The organism is Ruegeria sp. HKCCD6119, from assembly GCF_013110585.1.
Lineage (GTDB): Bacteria > Pseudomonadota > Alphaproteobacteria > Rhodobacterales > Rhodobacteraceae > Ruegeria.
Window position 1 is genome coordinate 279,017 of sequence record NZ_WVQV01000001.1, and the last position, 14,076, is coordinate 293,092.

A 14,076-nucleotide genomic window follows, 5' to 3' on the forward strand; every position below is an offset into this window, starting at 1 on the left:
GATATGACAAAATGGCCCCAAGGCTATGGCCTGCACGAGGTGCAGGAAGTCGACAGCACGCTGAATGAAGCGGCGCGGATTGCTCCGAATGCGCGTGGTCCCGTCTGGATCATGGCGCATCACCAGACGGCGGCGCGCGGGCGGCGCGGACGAAGCTGGGCCAACCCGATGGGCAACCTGGCGGCGACCTTGCTGATGCGTCCTCAGGGCGCGCCGGAACAGGCGGCTTTGCGCAGTTTCGTGGCGGCGCTGGCCCTTTTTGACGCGTGTGTCGCCGTTACCGGGCGGGCTGCCGGACTGTCGCTGAAATGGCCCAATGACGTGCTGCTGAACGGCGGCAAGCTTGCCGGTATCCTGCTGGAAAGCACGGGGCAGGGGCATGGCGTGGCGCATCTGTCCATCGGCATCGGAGTGAATCTGGCCAATGCCCCGGATGCGGACGCGGTAGAGCCCGGCGCGGTTCGTCCCGTCTCACTTCTTTCGGAAACCGGGGCACATGTCTCGCCCGAGGATTTTCTGACCGAACTGGCCGCGGCCTATGCCGGGTATGAAACCCAATTCGTCACCTATGGGTTCGAACCGATCCGCACTGCCTGGCTGTCCCGCGCGGCCCGGTTGGGCGAGGTCATCACTGCGCGGACCGGTACGTCGGAAACGGTTGGAACCTTCGAAACGGTGGACGCAGGTGGTAACCTTGTCTTAAACACCGCCAAAGGCCGCGTGAGCATTCCTGCGGCGGATGTCTATTTCTGAGAGGGGCGCGGATGCTTCTGGCCATCGATTGCGGCAATACCAATACCGTCTTCTCGATCTGGGACGGTGAGGAATTTCTGTGCACCCTGCGCACCTCGACCCACCATGCGCGCACGGCAGACGCGTATTTCACCTGGTATTCGACGCTGGTGAAACATTATGGGATCGAGGCGAATATCTCGGATGTCATCATTGCCTCGACCGTGCCACGTGTCGTGTTCAACCTGCGCATCTTTGCCGATCGCTTTTTTGGTTGCAGACCATTGGTTGTGGGCAAGCCCGATTGCCTGTTGCCTGTCCCTCCGCGTGTGGATGAAGGCACGGTGCCCGGCCCGGATCGACTGGCCAATGCCGTGGGCGCTTTTGACCGCCATGGTGGCAATGTGGTTGTCGTGGACTTTGGTACCGCAACAAATTTCGACGTTGTCGCCGCGGACGGTGCCTATGTGGGGGGCGTTATCGCTCCGGGTGTGAACCTCAGCCTTGAGGCTTTGCATCAGGGCGCAGCCGCACTGCCGCATATCGACATCACGCGTCCCGAGAAGGTGATCGGTACAAATACGGTTGGTTGTATTCAATCGGGCGTGTATTGGGGATATTCCGGTTTGATCGAGGGGCTGATCGCCCGGATCAAGGCCGAGTATGGAATGCCGATGAAAGTCGTTGGAACCGGAGGGCTGGCCCCCTTGTTCGATCAGGCCGACGTGGGGTTCGACGCAATCGAAGATGATCTGACGATGCACGGCCTGACCGTGATCCATCGCTACAACAAGGATAATGGCTCCGTATGAGCAGTGAAAGATTGATCTACCTGCCGCTGGGTGGCGCGGGCGAAATTGGCATGAACGCCTATGTGTACGGCTACGGTGAACCGGGAAAGGAACGCCTGATCCTTGTGGATCTGGGCGTCACTTTTCCTGATATGGACACAACGCCGGGCGTTGACCTTATCCATGCCGATATCTTTTGGCTGAAAGAGCGTGCCGACCGGCTGGATGGTGTTTTCATCACGCACGCCCATGAAGACCACGTCGGTGCCGTGGCCCATTGTTATGAAGCTTTGGGCGCGCCGGTCTATGCGCGCGCCTTCACGGCCAATATCGCGCGCCGCAAGATGGAAGAACACGCGCACCCGACCGAGGCGGTCACGACTGTTTCCGCCTGGCCTGAACAGGTGTCCGTCGGGCCGTTCACGGTTGGCTTCCTTCCTGTTTCGCACTCGATTCCCGAAAGTGCCGCACTGGTCATCGACACACCCGCAGGGCGTGTCGTGCATTCGGGCGACTTCAAGCTGGATGCTGCACCCGTCGTTGGAGAGGCCTTTGACCCTGACCTGTGGGCCGAGGTTGCCAAGCCCGGCATCAAGGCGCTGGTCTGTGACAGTACGAATGTGTTTTCGACCCATCCGGGGCGTTCAGAATCCGAAGTTGGCCCCGAGATTGTCAAGCTGGTCGAAGGCGCGGAAGGTATGGTCGTGGCGACCACCTTTGCGTCAAACGTCGCGCGGGTCAAAACGCTGGCCGAAGCAGGTGCGCGGGCCGGGCGTTCCGTCGTTCTGCTGGGGCGCGCGATGCGTCGGATGATCGAAGCCGCGACCGAAACCGGTATTCTTGCGGATTTTCCAAAGGTGATCAGCGCCGAAGAGGCTCTGGACCTTCCGCGCCAGAACCTGATGCTGATCGTGACCGGCAGCCAGGGGGAACGACGGGCCGCAAGCGCCCAACTGGCCCGTGGCAAGTACCGTGGTCTGGAACTGGCCGAGGGCGATCTGTTCCTGTTTTCCTCGAAAACCATTCCCGGGAACGAGCGGGGCGTGATCTTCATCATGAACCAGCTCAGCGAAAAGGGCGTGGATGTCGTTGATGACAGTTCGGGCCTTTATCATGTCTCGGGCCATGCGAACCGGCCGGACCTCGAGAAAGTGCACGCACTGACTGATCCGCAATTCGTGATCCCGATGCACGGCGAACACCGGCACCTGCGCGAGCATGTCAAACTGGCAGAGCAGGGCGGCAGAACCGGAGTGCTGGCGGTGAACGGCACCATGCTGGATCTCAGCGGCAATGCGCCTGTGGTCGTCGATTATGTTGAAACCGGTCGCACATATCTGGACGGCACCGTGAAGATTGGTGCCCTTGACGGCGTGGTGCGGGACCGTATCCGCATGGCTTTGAACGGCCATGTTACAGTGACGGTGGTTCTGGACGAAGAAGACGAACCGCTGGGCGAGCCGTGGTGCGATACCATGGGGCTGCCCGAAACCGGCACGTCCCGTGCCGCGTTGGTCGAAGTGCTGGAAGAGGATCTGAACCAGTTCCTGATGCGGGCCGCTGCCAAGACCCTGCGCGATGACGACAAGCTGGAAGATGAAATGCGCCGCATCGTGCGGCAGACAGCCAAAGCGGAAATTGGCAAAAAGCCCGAAGTGACGGTGGTGGTCAGCCGGATGCGGTGAAACCGATCCGTCAGTCGTGGGTTGGCATCGGATAGCCCCTGAGACGCAGGAACAGGTTGGCTTCTTCGTTGTTTTTGTAGAATGGAACTGACGATGGCGGCTCGGGGGACGTAACCCGGGCCGCTATTTCCGCCAGAACGACCTCGGTGATAAACGGCAGATCCAGATCCCGTGCCCGATCCAGTGGCACCCATTGCAGGTGCGACAGCTCATCCGAGGCGTGACTGAAATCATCCACATCACCTTGCAGAGCGTCGGCGTCGACCAGAAAGAACCGCGCATCGAACCGGCGGGGACGGCCCGGTGGAGTTACCGCGCGAAAGACGAACTGAAGCGCAGCCGCAGTTGGCAGGTAACCCAACGCGGCAAAGCTCTGCCAATCGCCAGGTACCTGACCGGGCCATGTGCCCGGCTGGCCGAGAACAAGACCGGTTTCTTCCCAAAGCTCGCGTATGGCGGCCGCGGCGAGGGCGTGTTGAATCCCCGGCTCGGCCTGTTCGCCCAAACGTTCAAAGCACAGATCCGGCAAATCCGTTGCCAATGGAACATCCGCGTCAGCCGGATCAACCGCGCCACCGGGAAAGACGAACTTGTTCGGCATGAAGGCCGCTTTGGACCCGCGCTGCCCCATAAGGATCGAGGGGTTTGTCCATCTGTCCCGCAGCACGATAACCGTCGCTGCGTCCCGGATGGCGGTTTTGTCGGGTGTCATGTCCAAACTGGTCAACTGGGTCGGGTCACGCGGTTTTTCCAAAGCCATGCATGCGGCGTGCCCACTGATACGCCACCACTGCACCTTTCAGGCGTGGCAACAGGTACAGGGACAGGGCGACGCAGGCGACGGAAAAGCCGATGGCCATCGTCCACGGATCGGGTCGCCAATGCACGTACGACACGTGCAGAGCAGGCGCCAGCAGGTGGCCGACCAGCAGGATTGTCAGGTAGGCGGGCCCATCATCTGCGCGATGGTGAAACAACTCCTGCCCGCAGTTCGAGCAGGAGTCATTGACCTTGAGATAGCTGTGCAACAGCTTGCCTTCCCCGCAGTTGGGGCATTTGCAGCGAAACCCCTTGACCAGGGCTGGCCATGTCTCACGCTCATCTTCAGAGGTCGTCTCGATCGTCTGATCCGTCATAATGTAACTCGCGCAGTAATCTTTTGCGGATAATGGGCCTGATCGTGGAAATTTAAAAGGGGGGTGCGTCGCTTTGCAACGTCTGCCCGGCACCTCGTCTTGGGGCGGTCCCGAACCTTTCAAAAAATAATATCGAATTCAGCGACGGAATTCCTGGCGCGACCCGTTTGAATGGGTATGAGCGGCGGCACTCGGGCCGCGTCAACAAAAGGAAACGGAAATGAAAAACGTTACATTCATCTCGGCCATTGTCATGTCGGCGGTTGCGATTACCGGTACTTCTGTTTTGGCCGCTGGCTCGGGTGGCCGCGAGCCGGTGTCCTTTCAGGAACTGGACGCCGATGGCGATGGTCAGGTTACGCAACAAGAGATGGAGGCGCACCGAACCGCTCGTTTCACCGAGGCGGACACCAATGGGGATGGAAAGCTGAGCCAGGAAGAAATGCAGGCTGCCGCCCAGAAGAAAGCCAGTGATCGGGTTGCCAGGATGTTCGAAAACAACGACGCGAACAAAGATGGCTTCCTCAGCCAGGATGAGTTGCCGAAACCGCGCCGGGCTGACAAGATGTTTGATCGGATGGATGCGGACAACAGTGGCGGAATCTCGGAACAGGAATTTGCCGATGCCAAAGATCGGATGGGACGGCACCATAAGAAAAAGCATCAAAAATCGGATACAAGCGATAACTGATGCAGGATGGAGGATCTGACCTCCCACCCACAAGATGTTCGCGGCGCGGATTGCGCCGCGAACACACTCAGCGACGATGCGTTGCTGAGGCAATTCGCTGATGGTGAGGCGGGGGCGGCACGGATCCTGACCGATCGTTTGGGGCCACGCTGTTACTCGGTTGCTTTGCGCATGTTGGGCAATCGGGCCGAGGCGGAAGACGTGACGCAGGATGCGATGATGCGGTTGTGGCAGATGGCGCCGAATTGGGTTTCGGGTCAGGCCAAGGTATCGACCTGGCTGTATCGGGTGACGCTGAACCTGTGCGTGGACATCAGGCGCAAGAAGACACCCGACAGGTTGTCGGACGTTCCCGAACCCGAAGATGGCAAGGCCAGCGTTGTTGACCGCATGCAGGACGAGGCGCGCAAGGATGCCTTGCAGTTGGCTTTGGCTGAGCTGCCCGAGCGGCAGCGACAAGCGGTCGTGCTGCGCCATATTGAAGAGCTGCCCAACCCCGAGATTGCCGGGATAATGGGCATTTCGGTAGAAGCAGTTGAAAGCCTGACCGCAAGAGGCAAGCGCAGCCTGACCGCGATCTTGGCTGGACGACGCGAAGAACTGGGGTATGACAATGGCGGATGAAGACCTGGAACTTGATCATTTGTTTGCACAGGCACAGCGGCAGCGACCGGCACTGCCGGACGATCTTGCCGTGCGCATCCAGACGGATGCTGAAACTGTTCGCCTCGGTCGTCTTGCGCCTGCACCGCAGCCGATGCCTTCGATATGGAACAGGTTGATAAGCAATGTAGGAGGATGGCAGGGCCTTGGCGGGCTTGTCGCCGCAAGCGCTGCCGGGGTCTGGATCGGGTTTTCCGCACCGGCCTTTCTGCCGGACCCGGCCAGCCTGTTGACGTCAGAGGAGACATCCTTCCTCGTGGCCGACCTTGGATTTGACTCGAGTTTTCTGGAGAGCACGGAATGAACGCTGATCCCAAGCCCAAACGCAGGTGGGTGCCTGTCGTCCTGGCCCTGTCACTGGCGCTGAACCTGCTGGTTGTCGGTGTCGCTGTGGGCACCGTATTGCGCCTGAGAGGAGGGGATCATGCCAAATCACCGCCCGGCTTCGGCCCCGCGTTGTACCGGGCCCTGCCCAAGGATGATCGAAAGGCGATGCGGGGCGAGCTGACGGGCCTGCACAAAAAAGGATCCAAGGGTCGTGCTCAGGATTTTGAAGCGCTCAGTCAGGCATTGCGCGCAACGCCCTTCGACCCGGTCGCCGTTCAGGTTCTGTTGCAACAACAAGCACAGGCCACCGCCGATTTGCAGCAGGCCTTGCAAACGCAATGGCTGGCACGTGTGACCGCCATGAGCAATGATGAACGGCAGGCTTATGCAGACCGATTGCAGGAAGTCGTCAAACGCGGGCCGCATGGGCACAAGAAAAGAGACTGAACAGATCAGGCCGCACTTTGCCTGATACTCACCTGATTGCGCCCTGCCTTCTTCGCAGCATACAGCGCTTTATCCGCGGATTTGATCAGGTTTTCCACGCTTTCAGCCGCATAGTCTTGCCGGGCGAAACCGACCTGAGACAACTTCAACCCGATACTGACCGTCACATCAACTTGTGCCCCATGGTCCGGTAACAGGAACGGGGACTGACAGATGCTGTCACAAACGGTTTCGGCCAGGTTCAACGCCTGTTTGGGCGATACATCGGGCACGCCGATCATGAACTCTTCCCCCCCGATGCGGGCGACAAATCCACGGGATCCCAAGGCATGTTGCATACGTTCCGCCGCTTGCGTCAAAACGTAATCGCCGCTTGCATGGCCATGGCCATCATTGATTGCCTTGAAGTGATCCAGATCGGCCAGCATGATCGCAAAACTGCGCCCCGTTCTGGCGGATTGGCGCGCGATCTGATCCAGCGCGCGCATGGCGTAGCGGCGATTGTGCAGCCCGGTCAACGGGTCGATCCAGGATTCCGCGATGCCTCTTTTGAGAGAGACCCGCATCTGATCCAGTCGCGCTTTGCGGGCGATCTGGTTTTCAAGCCGCAGCAGGATCTCCTGCGCGCAGAACCCGCCCAGACAGACAGCATCGGCCCCTCGGTCCAGAGCTTCCGAAGCCTGTCCGGCGTCTTCGTCTTTCAGCACCCCGATCAAAACCGTGTGCCGGGTCACGCCGCGTGATCTGAGGTCGGCAAGGATATTGAGGCCGGCCGGGTTCGAGCCCAGTTCAACCACGATCGCATCGGGAACAGAGCCGGACAAAACACCCCGCAGGTTCGACTGAAGATGCCAGTTCAAATCAAATTGACGTTGATCTTCCAGAGCCTTTTGCCAAAGCGTGCCGTTTCGGGCCGTGTGGGTCAGGATATCAACCCGCGCCGCTTTGGACGGTCTGATTATGGGTTGGACCGGCTCTGCGAAGCCAATCGATTGCGATCCGTTGCTGACCTGCAAATCCTGAGTGGCCGCACGAGCACGCAAAAGGCTGCGAATGCGCGCCAATAATAAGGTGTCTTTGAACGGGTGCGTCAGAACATCATCCAGCCCGTCCTTTAACGCCCGCAGCCGGGCGTCCCGGTCATTTTGCGCGGCAATCGCCACGACCGGAACGTCGTCAAGGCCGGGTTCCTTCACAATCGCCTTCTTCACATCCGCAGCCGTTCCATCCGGCAACGTCTGAGCCGTCAGAACCAGATCCGGTTGCGTACGCCGCACGAGCGCGGGCAACCCTTCAAGCTTTTCGCCCTGCACCACGTGATACCAGGCCGCCGTCAGCTGTACCTTCAGCATGATGCGATTGGTCGATACCCCGTCGAGGACAAGGATGGTTCCCTGCACAGACATAGTTGTTCACCGTTGATTGCATGCGTGAACAAAGTGTTTATGACTCTGGTTAACAAACCCTTTCCAAGACCGGATCTGACCCAAGTTTATGCCGATATCCTCTGATTCCGCCCAAACTCTTGCGCTGACGGCCCTGGCCTGGCTGGTCAGCAATGACGAGCTTTTGCCTGTTTTTCTGGGCTCTACGGGCGCATCGATCGAGGATGTCCGCGATCGGGCAAGCGATCCCGAGTTTCTGGCGTCGGTTCTTGATTTTCTGGTGCTTGACGATTCGTGGGTCATGGCGTTTTGTGACGCCAATTCACTCGCCTATGATCTTCCCGCCCAGGCAAGGGCGGTATTGTCTGGCGGCGCAGAGATACACTGGACATAACCATATTTTCCGCAGGAGCACCGGATGCCGATAGATGCGATCATCTTTGACAAAGATGGCACGCTGTTTGACTTTGCAAATACGTGGGGAAGGTTCGGGCGCTCCATGCTGTTGCGCCTGTCCAACGGGGACGAAGATCGCGCCACCGAGCTTGGCCGTGTCATCGGATATGATTTCGAGCAAGGGAGATATACCGAAGACAGCATTGTAATCGCCGCCACGGTCGAGGAAATCGCAGAAGTCTTGATTGCCCATGTCGATGGCGCGACCTTACATGAGATCATCGATTTGATGAACTCCGAGGCCGCCTCGGCCCCGCAGGTGCCCGCTGTTCCATTGGTTCCGTTCCTGGAAGGTCTGCAAAATTCCGGAATCAAGCTGGGCGTTGCGACGAATGACAGTGAACATCCCGCTTTGCAGCATCTCGAATCTGTCGGGGTAAGGGGGCATTTCGATTTCGTCGCCGGGTATGACAGTGGTCACGGGTTCAAGCCGGGACCGGGCCAGTTGCTGGCCTTTGCCGCCCATATCGGGGTCGAGCCATCTCGTATCGCGATGGTGGGTGACAGTCTTCATGACTTGCAGGCCGGGCGCGCGGCGGGGATGACCACGATCGGTGTTTTGACCGGTTTGGCCGAGGCCGATGCTTTGGCTCCGATGGCGGATGTGATTTTGCCGGATATCGGTCATATTCCCGAATGGTTGGCCAAAATCTGATTTTCAAATCCGGGATTCGACAAAACGGAATGAAAAACCGACATATTCTGTCGCATACGGAGCGGCCATAGGCGTCCCTTCGGGGCTTGCTTGACGAAAGCAAGAACAGGAGGCACCGATGGCCGAGACTAAAACACGCAAGCGCCGCGGAGGAGGGCGCGCAGGGGCGGCTGCGCGCAGGGGCAGTGCAGCGATTGACCAGATGCCCTGGGATCCGCCGGTCAACATCGATCGACCCACAGAACCTTTGGATCAGGCCGGCATCGAAGCGATCCATGAAGGGGCGATGCGCATCCTCGAAGAGATCGGGATCGAGTTTTACAACGAAGAGGCAATAGGCATCCTGCGCGAAGCCGGTTGCACCATCAACGGCGACAATGTCCGCATGGGGCGGGACTTTGTCATGGAGATGATCGCCAAGGCTCCCAGCCGGTTTTCGATCACCCCTCGCAATCCGGATCGCAAGATCGAAATCGGCGGGAAGAACATCCTGTTCGGCAACGTCTCTTCCCCGCCGAATTACTGGGACATGGAGATCGGGAAAAAAGTACCGGGCAATCGCGAGATGTGTCGGAACCTTCTGAAGCTGACGCAATACTTCAACTGCATCCATTTCGCGGGCGGATACCCGGTCGAGCCGGTCGATATCCACGCCAGCGTTCGCCATCTGGATGTGCTGTACGACAAGCTGACCCTGACCGACAAGGCCATGCACGCCTATTCACTGGGCAAGGAACGCGTCGAAGATGTCATGGAAATGGTGCGCATCGCAGGAGGGTTGAGCCATGAGGAGTTCGAGGCCGCGCCGCGCATGTATACCAATATCAACTCTACCTCGCCGCTGAAACACGATCACCCGATGATCGACGGGTGTCTGCGCCTGGCGCGGCGCGGTCAAGCGATTGTTGTCACGCCCTTTACGCTGGCGGGTGCGATGGCCCCCGTAACCATGGCAGGCGCCGTGGCGCAATCCTTGGCCGAGGCGCTGTGCGCCATTGCGCTGTTCCAATACGTGCGCCCCGGTATTCCCTGTGTGATCGGTACATTCACGTCGAATGTGGATATGAAATCCGGCGCGCCCGCCTTTGGAACACCGGAATACATGCGTTCGACCCAGATGACCGGCCAGATGTCGCGGTTCTATGGTTTGCCCATGCGGTCTTCGGGTGTTTGTGCGGCAAATGTGCCGGACGGGCAGTCTGTGTGGGAGACTTCGAACTCGCTTTGGGCCGCCGTGCAATCGGGCACCAATATGGTCTACCACGCAGCCGGTTGGCTTGAGGGCGGTCTGATCGCCAGCCCGGAAAAGTTTATCATGGATTGCGAAATCCTACAGCAAATTCAACGCTATATGAACCCCGAGTTGACCGCCACAGGACCGGACGAGATTGCACTGGATGCGATCCGGGCAGTCGGCAATGACGGTCATTTCTTTGGCATTCAGCATACGCAGGATCGCTATACCACGGCCTTCTATCAACCCTTCCTGAGTGATTGGAAAAACTATGAAGGATGGGAGGTCGCCGGCGGCATCTGGACAGCAGAACGCGCGCATCACATGTTCAAGGAGATTATCTCGAGCTTTGACGCCCCCCCGATCGATGAAGGCATTCGCGAGGAACTGGCCGCTTTTGTCGAACGCCGCAAAGCGGAAGGCGGCGCGCCCACGGATTTTTGATCGGACAGGTGGTCTCGAGCTGATACTCTGTTGAATTCGCTACAACTCAGGGTGGATTTTGGCTATTTGTTAAGGTTTTTCCGGCCACAGTGCACAGGACACCAAACTGGGGCATCTGATGCATGGTCTGATCAATCGGGCGATACAGTCCTTTGTCTGTGCGACCTACGGGCGATCCTGCTGGTTGCGCGTGACCGAAGCCGCGCGGCTGGGGTTTGTCGAGTTCGAGGCCATGCTCGTCTATGACGATGACATGACGTCCAAGGTAATGGAGGCGCTGAGCGCCGACCTTGATCGACCGCCAGCCGAAGTCTTTGAGGACCTGGGAACGTACCTCGTATCTCATCCGAATATGGAAGGGCTGCGCCGCCTTCTCAGGTTCGGCGGTGTCAGCTACGTGGAATTTCTTCATTCGCTCGACGATCTGGCGGACCGCGTGCGGCTGGCCGTGTCTGATTTGACCCTGCCGGCCTTGGAATTGAGAGAGCTGTCAGCCACGGAATTTCAGCTGAGTTGCTCTCCGGGCCTGCCCGGTTATTCCAATGTCATGGTTGGGGTCCTGCGCGCAATGGCGGATGACTATGGTGCGCTGGTGATGCTGTCACACGAGGGGCAGCAGCAAGGCAGTGATGTCATTTCCATCATGTTGGTTGAAAGCGCTTTTGCTGAGGGGCGGCATTTTGATCTGGGGGCTCGGAACGGATGACAGACACCCAAGAACTGGCTGGTCTACTGGAAACGCTTTGCCCGATGTTCCTGTTGGTGGACCAAAATGGGCATATTCGGCAGGCAGGTCCGACCCTGCAAAAGTTGCGACCTGAACTGCCGCTGGTGGGGCAGGGATTTCTGGATGTGTTTGAACTGATCCGCCCCAGAACGATCACCACCATTCCCGCCCTGATGTCAATGGCGGGGGCGAAGCTGCATCTGAGGTTTCATGATGAACCCCGCACAACCCTGAAAGGCTTGGTCGCTCCTTTGCCGCATTCCGGTGGTGCGGTCATCAATCTGTCATTTGGTATCTCGATTTTGGATGCGGTGCGGGACTATGCGCTGACAAGTGCTGATTTCTCGGGCACGGATCTGGCGATTGAGCTATTGTATCTGGTCGAAGCCAAATCCGCCGCGATGGAGGCATCCCGCTCTCTCAACCTTCGGCTGCAGGGTGCGATGCTTGCAGCCGAAGAGCAGGCCTTTACCGACACATTGACCGGACTGAAGAACCGCAGGGCGATGGATCACTTGCTCGAGCATTTGATTTCGGGAATTTCCACCTTCGCGCTCATGCATCTGGATCTGGATTTTTTCAAATCTGTAAATGACAAGCTGGGCCATGCCGCGGGTGATTTCGTCTTGCAGCAGGCCGCCCGCATCATGCAGCAGGAGACACGAAGCAACGACACTGTGGCCCGGGTCGGCGGGGATGAATTCGTCATTGTTTTCAAGGATCTGACTCGGGAAGATACTCTGGCCTGCATTGCTGGGCGTCTGATATCAAGGTTGAGTGAACCGATGACGTTTCAGAATCAGAGTTGTTCGATCTCGGCCAGTATTGGCACTGCCTTGTCCACGCAGTTCGACTGCCCCAACGCCGCCGACATTCTTCACGCAGCAGACTTGGCCCTTTATCAGGCCAAGCGCGACGGCCGGTCTTGCCATCGCATGTATTCAGCGTTGAGCAAGGCGCAAACCTGAATTCGTTCAGAAAACACGATGGGCACGTATCGGGGCTTCAGGCTGAATCGAATGCCGCATTTATCTTTTTCGCAATCTGTTGCCGGATCGGAGGCAACTCTCCCACCACCGGCAGGACCACGCCTGAAAACCCCGCGCGATCCAGCTCTTGCGGGACGTCTTCCTGCACATGCCCTCCGGCACAAGCAAAGAACGGAAGGCACAGCGCCTGATCTTCGGTACCGTTTGCAGCGTCAGATATGGAAGGTGGCTCTTCGACGAAACCGACGCGAACGGATTTGAACGCCACCAGTCCCGCAAGCTGTTTCGCAAACTGCAACGCCACGGTCGACGGGTTCCGGCTGCGCCCGGAACCATGCGCGGCAATGACCAGATCGGTGGACCGAGCAGCCCAGTGTTTGTCGGACAATTCCGATCGCAGGGCCTCTGCGGTCAGGGCCGGCAGGTCCGGGTCAATTCCAAGCGGGTCCAAAATCCGTGCCGGATGGTGCCCAAGCCGTTTGGGTAGAGCGCTGGTGACAAACCACCCTTTTGCCATGAAAAGTGGATAGATGACCGAGTTTTCGGGCGCGCGGTCAAGCTTCGACTCCAACGCACCCGGCGCTGCCAGGGTGGCCGAATCCACCGCTATATGCCCGGTAAGCGCGTTGACCTTGGCGGCGAATGCCGCAAGTGCAGCTTCGGCCGGTTCCGGGTCTGACGGTTGGCCATGAGCGACAATTATGGCATGTGACATGCGGATCTCCTGCTGCGTTGCGCGATAGGTGTTTCACATCAACCTGAAGTCAACACCTCAGTTAGCCCAGAAGTGTCAGCCATAGCCAGACGGTCAGAATGGACGAGGCCGTTCCGATAAGTACCGCCGACGCTGCGACCCGTTTTGCGCGACCATACATGTTGGCGAAGATATAGGCGTTGAAACCCGGAGCCATGGCGGCATTCAAAACCCCCGACCGAAACAGATCCTGCGGCAGGCTCGTGGATTTGCCGAACACCCACACCAGGCTGGGATGCAGCATCAAAGAGATACAGCAAACATAAGCAATGGTGCGCAGGTCGCCCTCGGGCTTGTATTTGACCAGCACACCGCCCAAGGCAAACAACGCCCCGGGCAGGGCAGCACGGGTGATCAACCCCAGTGCTTCGTCGACCACCGCAGGGATTGCCAGGCCGGACAGGTTGACTAGAAACCCAAGGGTGATACCAAGGATCAGCGCGTTCTTGAACATTGCAGACAATACAGACCGTGCCATGCGCATGCCACCATGACCGCGATTTCGCACGACCTCCATCACCGTGATCCCGACGCCGTAACAAAACGGAGAATGGAAGGCGATGATCGCGTAGTTGCCGGTCAGGTTCTCGGGCCCATATGCGCGTTCGGTTATCGGCAAACCCAACAGGACAGAGTTTGAGAACAGGCAACAAAACCCGATGGCAACGCAATCTTCCCAATCGCGCCCGAAAATGATGCGTGCGCCGAACAGACCTGTTGTGAAACACAGGGCGGCAGCGGAATAGAAACTGGCCAAAAGCCGGGGGTCGAAACTGGCGCTGAGGTCCAGATGCGCGATGGCCAGGAACAAAAGGCAGGGAATCGCAAAGCCTTGGGTGAACTTCATCAGCCCATCGACATGAGCTTCTTTGAAGTACCCCGTGCGTGTTGCCGTATACCCGGCCCCGATTACAAGGAAAACCGGAAGAATGACGTCGATCAGGCTTTGCAGCATGTGGC

17 protein-coding genes are annotated in these 14,076 nt (G+C 58.6%); 12 read left to right on the plus strand and 5 right to left on the minus strand.

Annotated elements, in window-relative coordinates:
• Positions 1–3 precede the first annotated feature (3 nt).
• From GS611_RS01395 to GS611_RS01405, 3 genes are read left to right on the plus strand one after another with little or no spacing between them, the layout of a single operon-like run.
• Positions 4–753 carry a biotin--[acetyl-CoA-carboxylase] ligase gene (locus GS611_RS01395; RefSeq protein WP_171631171.1) on the plus strand — a complete coding sequence of 250 codons (750 nt, stop codon included), beginning with the start codon at positions 4–6 and terminating at the stop codon, positions 751–753.
• Between the two features lie 11 nt (positions 754–764).
• The gene (locus tag GS611_RS01400) at positions 765–1,544 is read left to right on the plus strand and encodes a type III pantothenate kinase (protein ID WP_171631173.1); all 780 of its coding nucleotides are present in this window, start codon (positions 765–767) and stop codon (positions 1,542–1,544) included.
• Positions 1,541–3,208 carry a ribonuclease J gene (locus GS611_RS01405; RefSeq protein ID WP_171631175.1) on the plus strand — a complete coding sequence of 556 codons (1,668 nt, stop codon included), beginning with the start codon at positions 1,541–1,543 and terminating at the stop codon, positions 3,206–3,208. Before GS611_RS01400 ends, GS611_RS01405 begins: the two co-directional genes overlap by 4 nt.
• Before the next feature lie 10 nt (positions 3,209–3,218).
• On the opposite strand, the gene GS611_RS01410 is transcribed toward GS611_RS01405, so the two are convergent.
• Together GS611_RS01410 and GS611_RS01415 are read right to left on the minus strand one after the other, a co-directional pair.
• Positions 3,219–3,920 carry an NUDIX hydrolase gene (locus tag GS611_RS01410; protein WP_171633770.1) on the minus strand — a complete coding sequence of 234 codons (702 nt, stop codon included), beginning with the start codon at positions 3,918–3,920 and terminating at the stop codon, positions 3,219–3,221.
• Positions 3,921–3,945: 25 nt separating this feature from the next.
• A complete protein-coding gene (locus tag GS611_RS01415) occupies positions 3,946–4,344 on the minus strand; it encodes a DUF983 domain-containing protein (protein ID WP_171115058.1) in 399 nt (132 codons plus the stop codon).
• Between the two features lie 220 nt (positions 4,345–4,564).
• On the opposite strand from GS611_RS01415, the gene GS611_RS01420 reads away from it, so the two are divergent.
• Genes GS611_RS01420 through GS611_RS01435 form a run of 4 tightly spaced genes read left to right on the plus strand, consistent with a single transcriptional unit; the run spans position 4,565 to position 6,472 of the window.
• Positions 4,565–5,035, plus strand: coding sequence for an EF-hand domain-containing protein (locus GS611_RS01420; protein ID WP_171631177.1), 471 nt, complete (start codon positions 4,565–4,567; stop codon positions 5,033–5,035).
• A 6-nt stretch (positions 5,036–5,041) separates the two neighbouring features.
• Positions 5,042–5,659, plus strand: a complete 618-nt coding sequence (locus GS611_RS01425) for an RNA polymerase sigma factor (protein WP_171631179.1) — start codon at positions 5,042–5,044, stop codon at positions 5,657–5,659.
• The gene (locus GS611_RS01430) at positions 5,649–6,002 is read left to right on the plus strand and encodes a hypothetical protein (RefSeq protein ID WP_171631181.1); all 354 of its coding nucleotides are present in this window, start codon (positions 5,649–5,651) and stop codon (positions 6,000–6,002) included. Before GS611_RS01425 ends, GS611_RS01430 begins: the two co-directional genes overlap by 11 nt.
• On the plus strand, positions 5,999–6,472 hold the full coding sequence (locus tag GS611_RS01435; protein ID WP_171631184.1) for a periplasmic heavy metal sensor: 474 nt from the start codon (positions 5,999–6,001) through the stop codon (positions 6,470–6,472). Before GS611_RS01430 ends, GS611_RS01435 begins: the two co-directional genes overlap by 4 nt.
• Positions 6,473–6,477: 5 nt before the next feature.
• Here GS611_RS01435 and GS611_RS01440 read toward each other — a convergent pair whose 3' ends face one another.
• Positions 6,478–7,878 (minus strand): diguanylate cyclase, encoded by a 1,401-nt coding sequence (locus GS611_RS01440; protein ID WP_171631186.1) that lies wholly within the window; start codon positions 7,876–7,878, stop codon positions 6,478–6,480.
• A gap of 88 nt (positions 7,879–7,966) precedes the next feature.
• Between GS611_RS01440 and GS611_RS01445 the strand changes: the two genes are divergently transcribed.
• From GS611_RS01445 to GS611_RS01465, 5 genes are all read left to right on the plus strand, one after another.
• Positions 7,967–8,251 (plus strand): DUF3572 domain-containing protein, encoded by a 285-nt coding sequence (locus GS611_RS01445; protein WP_171631188.1) that lies wholly within the window; start codon positions 7,967–7,969, stop codon positions 8,249–8,251.
• 24 nt (positions 8,252–8,275) lie between these two features.
• Entirely contained in the window at positions 8,276–8,968 is a 693-nt protein-coding gene (locus GS611_RS01450; RefSeq protein ID WP_171631191.1) for an HAD family hydrolase, read from the plus strand.
• Between the two features lie 118 nt (positions 8,969–9,086).
• Positions 9,087–10,646 carry a trimethylamine methyltransferase family protein gene (locus GS611_RS01455; RefSeq protein WP_171631193.1) on the plus strand — a complete coding sequence of 520 codons (1,560 nt, stop codon included), beginning with the start codon at positions 9,087–9,089 and terminating at the stop codon, positions 10,644–10,646.
• Positions 10,647–10,764: 118 nt separating this feature from the next.
• On the plus strand, positions 10,765–11,352 hold the full coding sequence (locus GS611_RS01460) for a heme NO-binding domain-containing protein (RefSeq protein WP_171631195.1): 588 nt from the start codon (positions 10,765–10,767) through the stop codon (positions 11,350–11,352).
• The gene (locus tag GS611_RS01465) at positions 11,349–12,341 is read left to right on the plus strand and encodes a GGDEF domain-containing protein (protein WP_171631206.1); all 993 of its coding nucleotides are present in this window, start codon (positions 11,349–11,351) and stop codon (positions 12,339–12,341) included. Before GS611_RS01460 ends, GS611_RS01465 begins: the two co-directional genes overlap by 4 nt.
• A gap of 37 nt (positions 12,342–12,378) precedes the next feature.
• On the opposite strand, the gene GS611_RS01470 is transcribed toward GS611_RS01465, so the two are convergent.
• Both GS611_RS01470 and GS611_RS01475 read right to left on the minus strand, forming a co-directional pair.
• Positions 12,379–13,077: a CbiX/SirB N-terminal domain-containing protein gene (locus tag GS611_RS01470; RefSeq protein ID WP_171631209.1), complete on the minus strand. Its 699-nt coding sequence runs from the start codon at positions 13,075–13,077 to the stop codon at positions 12,379–12,381.
• Positions 13,078–13,138: 61 nt separating this feature from the next.
• Entirely contained in the window at positions 13,139–14,071 is a 933-nt protein-coding gene (locus GS611_RS01475; protein WP_171631211.1) for an AEC family transporter, read from the minus strand.
• Positions 14,072–14,076: the final 5 nt, after the last annotated feature.

Coding starts and splice junctions, on each gene's coding strand:
- GS611_RS01395 (WP_171631171.1), top strand. CDS start 4: ATGACAAAATGGCCCCAAGGCTATGGCCTGCACGAGGTGCAGGAAGTC.
- GS611_RS01400 (WP_171631173.1), top strand. CDS start 765: ATGCTTCTGGCCATCGATTGCGGCAATACCAATACCGTCTTCTCGATC.
- GS611_RS01475 (WP_171631211.1), bottom strand. CDS start 14,071: ATGCTGCAAAGCCTGATCGACGTCATTCTTCCGGTTTTCCTTGTAATC.
- GS611_RS01420 (WP_171631177.1), top strand. CDS start 4,565: ATGAAAAACGTTACATTCATCTCGGCCATTGTCATGTCGGCGGTTGCG.
- GS611_RS01410 (WP_171633770.1), bottom strand. CDS start 3,920: ATGACACCCGACAAAACCGCCATCCGGGACGCAGCGACGGTTATCGTG.
- GS611_RS01405 (WP_171631175.1), top strand. CDS start 1,541: ATGAGCAGTGAAAGATTGATCTACCTGCCGCTGGGTGGCGCGGGCGAA.
- GS611_RS01450 (WP_171631191.1), top strand. CDS start 8,276: ATGCCGATAGATGCGATCATCTTTGACAAAGATGGCACGCTGTTTGAC.
- GS611_RS01460 (WP_171631195.1), top strand. CDS start 10,765: ATGCATGGTCTGATCAATCGGGCGATACAGTCCTTTGTCTGTGCGACC.
- GS611_RS01440 (WP_171631186.1), bottom strand. CDS start 7,878: ATGTCTGTGCAGGGAACCATCCTTGTCCTCGACGGGGTATCGACCAAT.
- GS611_RS01470 (WP_171631209.1), bottom strand. CDS start 13,077: ATGTCACATGCCATAATTGTCGCTCATGGCCAACCGTCAGACCCGGAA.
- GS611_RS01415 (WP_171115058.1), bottom strand. CDS start 4,344: ATGACGGATCAGACGATCGAGACGACCTCTGAAGATGAGCGTGAGACA.
- GS611_RS01455 (WP_171631193.1), top strand. CDS start 9,087: ATGGCCGAGACTAAAACACGCAAGCGCCGCGGAGGAGGGCGCGCAGGG.
- GS611_RS01445 (WP_171631188.1), top strand. CDS start 7,967: ATGCCGATATCCTCTGATTCCGCCCAAACTCTTGCGCTGACGGCCCTG.
- GS611_RS01425 (WP_171631179.1), top strand. CDS start 5,042: ATGGAGGATCTGACCTCCCACCCACAAGATGTTCGCGGCGCGGATTGC.
- GS611_RS01430 (WP_171631181.1), top strand. CDS start 5,649: ATGGCGGATGAAGACCTGGAACTTGATCATTTGTTTGCACAGGCACAG.
- GS611_RS01435 (WP_171631184.1), top strand. CDS start 5,999: ATGAACGCTGATCCCAAGCCCAAACGCAGGTGGGTGCCTGTCGTCCTG.
- GS611_RS01465 (WP_171631206.1), top strand. CDS start 11,349: ATGACAGACACCCAAGAACTGGCTGGTCTACTGGAAACGCTTTGCCCG.